The sequence below is a fragment of the Rhizobacter sp. P3_B12 genome (assembly GCF_056402895.1).
Window position 1 is genome coordinate 1 of the sequence record NZ_JBFUGN010000302.1, and the last position, 6,298, is coordinate 6,298.

A 6,298-nucleotide genomic window follows, 5' to 3' on the forward strand; every position below is an offset into this window, starting at 1 on the left:
AGGACCCACCATGGACATGATCCACGAAGCCTCCCACGTGGCCCGGCACGAAGCCGCCCGCGCGGCCACCGCCGCCCAGTCCGGCGGCGAGTTCCTCACCTTCCGCCTCGGCGCCGAGGAATACGGCATCGACATCCTGAAGGTCCAGGAGATCCGCTCCTACGAAGCGCCCACCCGCATCGCCAATTCCCCGGCCTTCATCAAGGGCGTGGTCAACCTGCGCGGCGTCATCGTGCCGATCGTCGACCTGCGCCTGAAGCTGGGTTGCGACTCCAACGACTACAACAGCTTCACCGTCGTCATCGTGCTGAACGTGCGCGGCCGTGTCGTCGGTGCCGTCGTCGATTCGGTCAGCGACGTGCTCGAGCTCTCGCGCGACTCGATCAAGCCGGCCCCCGAGATGGCCTCCGCCGTCGACACCAGCTTCATCACCGGCATCTCCAGCGTCAACGACCGCATGCTGATCCTGATGGACATCGAGGAGCTGATGGCCAGCGCCGAGATGGGCCTGATCGACAGCAAGCACTGATGCCGTCACGCGAGCCATGGCCTTCCTCTCCCGCCTCTCGATCCGCTCGCGCCTGTACTTCGCGACCTGCTTCTCGCTGCTGCTGCTCGGCCTGATCGGCAGCATCGGCTGGGCCGCGCTGCACGGCACGCGCGGCACCGTGCGCACGCTGGTGGCCGACGACTTCGGCATGGCCTCCGACATCAGCGAGCTGCGCACGACGCTCGGCCGGCTGCGCCGCTTCGAGAAGGAGATGATCATCAACTTCAACAACGTCAACGAGGTCACCGACAACAAGGCCTTGTGGACGAAGGCGCATGCCGAGACGCTGGCGCGGCTGGGCGGCCTGGGCAAGCGCCTGGATGCCGAGCCGGCCAAGGCGGTCGCCGCGGCGCTGGAGCAGTTGAAGCAGTATCACGACGGCATGCTGCCGGTGATCGACCAGCTGGAGCGCGCGACCATCGACGGCGCCGTCGCCGGTGCCTACGCCGGGCAGCTGAAGGACAACATCGAGGCGGTCGAGAAGACGCTGGGCGTGCTGTCCGACGCCTCGCGCGAGCACGTGGCGGCCGGGCAGGCGGCGGTGGAGCAGGCGATCGGCACGCAGTCGGCGCTGCTGGCCGGCGGCGTGCTGCTGGCGCTTGCCGTACTGCTGCCGCTGACCATGCTCACGGTGCGCAGCATCAACGCCTCGATCGCGCATGCGAGCGGGCTGGCCCAGCGCATCGCGCAGGGCGACCTGTCGCAGGCGGTGGAGCCGCGCGGCGACGACGAGATCGGCCGGCTGCTGCACGCGATGGACGGCATGCAGAACGCGCTGCGCACGCTGGTCGCGCAGGTCAAGCAATCGACCGACAACATCGCGACGGCCAGCGCCGAGATCGCGACCGGCAACCAGGACCTGAGCCACCGCACCGAGCAGACCGCGAGCAACCTGCAGCAGGCGGCCTCGTCGATGGAGCAGCTGACCGGCACCGTCAAGCAGAGCGCCGATTCGGCCCTGCATGCCAACCAGCTGGCCGCATCGGCCGCGGAAGTCGCGGCGCGCGGCGGCTCGGTGGTCGCCCAGGTGGTCTCGACGATGGACGAGATCAACGCCAGCTCGAAGAAGATCAGCGACATCATCGGCGTGATCGATGGGATCGCGTTCCAGACCAACATCCTGGCGCTGAATGCGGCGGTGGAAGCGGCGCGCGCCGGCGAGCAGGGCCGCGGCTTCGCGGTCGTCGCGAGCGAGGTGCGCAGCCTCGCGCAGCGCAGTGCGCAGGCGGCCAAGGAAATCAAGGGCCTGATCGGTGCCAGCGTCGACCGCGTGGACGCCGGCTCGCGCCTGGTGGCCGATGCGGGCAAGACGATGGGCGAGATCGTCGGCTCGGTGCAGCGCGTCAGCGACATCATCGGCGAGATCACCGCCGCGTCGTCCGAACAGCGCGACGGCATCGGCAACGTCAATGCCGCGGTGACGCAGCTCGACCAGATGACGCAGCAGAACTCGGCGCTGGTCGAGGAAAGCGCCGCGGCGGCCGAGAGCCTGAAGGATCAGGCGCGTGTGCTGGCGGATGCGGTGTCGGTGTTCCGGCTCGCCTGAGCCTGCGCAACCGCACCCGGCTCGCGCGGAGCCTGCGGCCGCGTCGCGGAGAATGCAGCCTCCGCAACCCCTGCGCGCCTCGAATGACACTCACCAAGCTCCTCGGCATTCCCCTGCTGATGCTTCCGCTGCTGTCCCATGCCGTTCCCGTCGAGCTGAAGGCCTCGCCCGGCATGTACCTGTCTTGCCCCATCAAGACGCCGAATGCCGACAACACCGTCACCGGATCGCTCCGCATCCTCACGACCTCGACCCATCCCCAATGGGTACCGATGGCCGCGATCCTGGTCCTGGATGCTGACGAGCAGGCCTTGTACCGCATCGGCATGAGGGCCGGGTTCGATGCCGGGCAGTTCTTGACGGTCCAGGCCTTCCTCTCCAAGTCCGAGGAGACGACCACCGAACTGCTCGGCACAGTGCCTGCCGACAAGGCCGTGCGGATCCGGACGACGTGGAGTCCCCTCGGCTGGATCCAGGCCAGCGCCGCCGACTCCGGACAGCGGACTCTGTGGTTCAGCCGCAAGCCCGCAAGAGCCTTCGTGATGGTCTCGGGAGCCACCGCGCTCGTGGACCTGGACGACCCCGCGACACTGGACTGCGACGTCAGAACAACGGTCGCACCGGACTTGGTCGGCTCGTGGCGCGGAACGGACTCGACAGGCGCCAAGGCCCTGCTGCACCTGGACGCCGACGGCTATGCCTCGCTGGAGATGAACGGTGAAACCTGGGGCGGGCACGCCGAGTCCGGTGCCTCGGTGCGCTACCAGCTCAACGAGAGCAAGTCGCCGATGTGGCTCGACTTCTTCACCGTGGGTGCCGACGGACAGGAGCTCGGCCGCCTGCTGTGGACGATCGAGCGCATCAGCGCCACATCGCTGCGCGTGAGCGCGGGGGCCAAGTCCGACGCGCGGCCCGACCCCGCCGATCCTGCCAGCACCAAGTTCACGGTGATCCTCGAGAAGTCGAGCGATCCGTGACCTCGGAACCGCTGACCGCCGCTCACTCCGCCGCGCGGCGCAGCGTCTCGATCACCGGCCGCGACACCACCTCGCGCAGCCCCCACCAGCCGGCCGCCAACGCCAGCAGCGCGCCGGCCAGGCTGCCACCGAGCGGCAACCACGGCGACGGGTTCCAGCTGAACTGGAACACGTACTTCGCGAGCGCCCAGCCGACCACGGCAGCCGCCACCGACGCCAGGAAACCCGCCAAAGCGCCGACGCCCAGCAGCTCGGCGCGCTGCACCTGGCCGAGCAGCCGTGCGCTCGCACCCAGCGCGCGCATCACCGCGAACTCGCGGGCGCGCGCCTCGCGCGTGGCGGTGACCGCGGCGAACAGCACCACCAGCCCGGCCGCCAGCGTGAAGCCGAACAGGAACTCGACCGCGCGGATCACCTGGTCGAGCACCTGCTGGACCTGGCTGAGCGAGGCCGACACGTCGACCGCGGTGATGTTCGGGAATTCGCGGCTCAGCGCGTTGTCGAAGCCCGGCGTCGCCGGCGCGCGGAACGCCGTCAGGTAGGTGGCCGGCAGGTCCGGCATCTGCGCGTTCGGGAACATCACGAAGAAGTTCGCGCGCATCGAGCCCCAGTCGACCTTGCGCAGGCTGGTGACCTTGCCCTCGGCCGCGATGCCGGCGATGTCGAAGCGCAGCGTGTCGCCGAGCTTCAGGTGCAGCGTCTCGGCGATGCCCTCCTCGACACTCAGGCCGCCCGCCTCGTCCGGCGTCCAGCGGCCGGCAGTGACGGTGTTGTGGTCGGGCAGCTTCGCGTCGTGGCTCAGGTTGAACTCGCGGTCGAGCAGGCGCTTGGCGCGCTCGTCGACCAGGTCGTCGGCGCTGGTCGCCTTGCCGTTCACCGCGACCAGCCGGCCGCGGATCATCGGGTACCAGTCGTAGCGCGCGACGCCCGCCGCCTTCAGCCGCGCCTGGAAGGCCTCGCCCTGCTCCGGCTGGATGTTGATCACGAAGCGGTTCGGCGCATCGGCCGGCGTCGCGGCGCGCCAGCTGGAGATCAGGTCGGTGCGCAGCAGCACCAGCAGCATCAGCGCCAGCAGCCCGACGCTGAGCGCCGACACCTGCAGCACCGCGAAGGCCGGGCGCGCCGCGATCTGCCGCGTCGCGAGCACCAGCCAGCGCGGCGCGCGCGATTCGGGCACCGCGCGGCGCAGCAGCTGCACCGCGATCCACGACAGCAGCGCGAACACCGCAATCGCGGCAGCGAAGCCGCCGACCGCGATCAGCCCGAGCGTCAGGTCGGACGACACCGCAAGCAGCAGCGCCGCGAAGCCGATGGCGCCTGCGGCCAGCACCGCGATCGAGGCCGGCTTCAGCGCGCCGACATCGCGCCGGATCACGCGCAGCGGCGGCACCTGGGCCAGCTGCAGCACCGGCGGCAGGCCGAAGCCCATCAGCAGCGTGAAGCCGACGCCGATGCCGAACAGCGCCGGCCAGCCGCTCGCGGCCGGCAACGCGCTGTCGACCAGCCCGGCGAGCAGCCAGACGAACACGTAGTGCACCGCGAAGCCGAGCAGCACGCCGGCCACGCTGGCGAGCACGCCGACGATGCCGAACTCGAGCAGGTACTGCAGCGCGATCGTGCGCTGCGGCTGGCCGAGCACGCGCAGCATCGCGCAGTCGTCGAGGTGCCGGTCGGCGAAGTCGCGCGCCGCGATGCCCACCGCCACCGCCGCCAGCAGCGCGGCCAGCAGCGCGACGAGGTTCAGGAACTTCTGCGCGCGGTCCAGCGTCTGGCGCATCTCGGGGCGGCCGGTCTCGAGCGACTCGACGCGCATGCCGCGCAGCTGGCGGCTCTTCAGCTGGGCTTCGGTCCAGCTGACGAACTCGCGCAGCGCGGCTGCGCGGCCGTCCGGCGCGGCCACGGCCAGGCGGTAGGTGACGCGGCTGGCGGGCTGCACCAGCCCGGTGGCAGGCAGGTCGGCCTCGTTGAGCATCACGCGCGGCGCGAAGCTGATGAAGCCGGCGCCGCGGTCGGGCTCGATCACGATGATCGACGCGATGCGCAGGCTGGCATCGCCGAGCAGCAGCGCATCGCCGACCTTCAGCTGCAGCGCATCGAGCACGCCGGCATCGACCCACACCGTGCCGGCGGCCGGCGCGCTCGCGACCGTGCGCTGCGCACCGCCCGGTGCATCGGCCAGCGTCAGCTTGCCGCGCAGCGGGTAGCCGCTGGCCACGCTCTTGACGGCCACCAGGCGCGAGGCGCCGCCCTTGTCGTCGGGCGCACGGCCCATGCTCGGGAAGGTGGCGGTCTGCGCGAGCGTGAGCCCGAGGCCGCGTGCACGCTCGGCGATGTCGGCCGGGGCCGGCTGGTCGCTCGCGACGATCGCGTCGCCGCCCAGCATCTGCCGGGCGTCGCGCGCGAGGCCGGCATTCAGCCGGTCGGCGAAGAAGCCGACCGCGCTGAGCGCCGCCACCGCCAGCATCACCGCGACCAGCAGCAGCCGCAGCTCGCCGGCGCGGAAGTCGCGCGCGGCCTGCCGCCAGGCGAGGTTCCAGGCGGAAGCGGGATGGGGAACGGCAGTCGTCATCGAGGGTTCTTTCGGGAGGAAGGCGGATCGCCCCGATGGTCCCATTGGCGCTTGCGTTCGAGCAAGTACTCGACGAAGGCCCGGACTTTCAGCGGGACATGCCGCGCATGCGGGTACAGCAGGTTGTAGGGCCGCGAGCGCCCGCCGAAGGGCGCCAGCAACTCGGTCAGCCGGCCCGCCGCCAGATCGCCTTCGACGACGAAGCGGTAGGCCTGGAAGACGCCCGCGCCATGGCGGGCCAGCGTCACGCCGGCCAGCACGTCGTCGGCGCAGGTGTAGCGGCCGGTGGTGAGCATCTCGACATCCCGGCCGTCCTCGCGGATCAGCCACGGGATCGGGCGGCCGTTGCTCGGCAGTTCGAACTGGATGCAGTCGTGGCCGGCCAGGTCCTCGGGCGTCATCGGCGTGCCGCGGCGCGCGAGGTAGTCCGGCGCGGCGACGAGCACCAGCTCCGCGTCTTCCAGGTGCCGGCAGATCAGCGTCGAGTCGTCGGGTGCGCGCACGCGGATCGCGAGGTCGAAGCCCTCGCCGCCGAAATCGATGTTGCGGTTGCTGACGTGCAGCTCGACCCGCACGTCCGGATGCGCCTGCATGAATGCCGGCAGCACCGGCAGCAGCCGGTGGTGGCCGTAGGTGGTGGGCACGCTGATGCGCAG

5 protein-coding genes are annotated in these 6,298 nt (G+C 70.7%); 3 read left to right on the top strand and 2 right to left on the bottom strand.

Annotated elements, in window-relative coordinates; all coding sequences use genetic code 11:
* Positions 1-10: 10 nt before the first annotated feature.
* The 3 genes from AC1D01_RS16650 to AC1D01_RS16660 all read left to right on the top strand — a co-directional run bounded on the left by AC1D01_RS16650 (position 11) and on the right by AC1D01_RS16660 (position 3,073).
* Positions 11-529, top strand: coding sequence for a chemotaxis protein CheW (locus AC1D01_RS16650; protein WP_047511018.1), 519 nt, complete (start codon positions 11-13; stop codon positions 527-529).
* Positions 530-545: 16 nt separating this feature from the next.
* Positions 546-2,096: a methyl-accepting chemotaxis protein gene (locus AC1D01_RS16655; RefSeq protein ID WP_477868131.1), complete on the top strand. Its 1,551-nt coding sequence runs from the start codon at positions 546-548 to the stop codon at positions 2,094-2,096.
* Between the two features lie 83 nt (positions 2,097-2,179).
* Positions 2,180-3,073, top strand: coding sequence for a hypothetical protein (locus tag AC1D01_RS16660; RefSeq protein ID WP_477868133.1), 894 nt, complete (start codon positions 2,180-2,182; stop codon positions 3,071-3,073).
* Between the two features lie 22 nt (positions 3,074-3,095).
* Here AC1D01_RS16660 and AC1D01_RS16665 read toward each other — a convergent pair whose 3' ends face one another.
* Together AC1D01_RS16665 and AC1D01_RS16670 are read right to left on the bottom strand one after the other, a co-directional pair.
* Positions 3,096-5,642, bottom strand: coding sequence for an ABC transporter permease (locus AC1D01_RS16665; protein ID WP_477868135.1), 2,547 nt, complete (start codon positions 5,640-5,642; stop codon positions 3,096-3,098).
* Positions 5,639-6,298, bottom strand: a 660-nt coding sequence (locus AC1D01_RS16670; RefSeq protein ID WP_477868137.1) for a substrate binding domain-containing protein, incomplete at its 5' end; no start/stop codon positions are given. The genes AC1D01_RS16670 and AC1D01_RS16665, both read right to left, overlap by 4 nt.

Excerpts from the sequence above, each read along its gene's own strand:
- AC1D01_RS16665 (WP_477868135.1), bottom strand. The coding sequence starts at position 5,642 with ATGACGACTGCCGTTCCCCATCCCGCTTCCGCCTGGAACCTCGCCTGG.
- AC1D01_RS16660 (WP_477868133.1), top strand. The coding sequence starts at position 2,180 with ATGACACTCACCAAGCTCCTCGGCATTCCCCTGCTGATGCTTCCGCTG.
- AC1D01_RS16655 (WP_477868131.1), top strand. The coding sequence starts at position 546 with ATGGCCTTCCTCTCCCGCCTCTCGATCCGCTCGCGCCTGTACTTCGCG.
- AC1D01_RS16650 (WP_047511018.1), top strand. The coding sequence starts at position 11 with ATGGACATGATCCACGAAGCCTCCCACGTGGCCCGGCACGAAGCCGCC.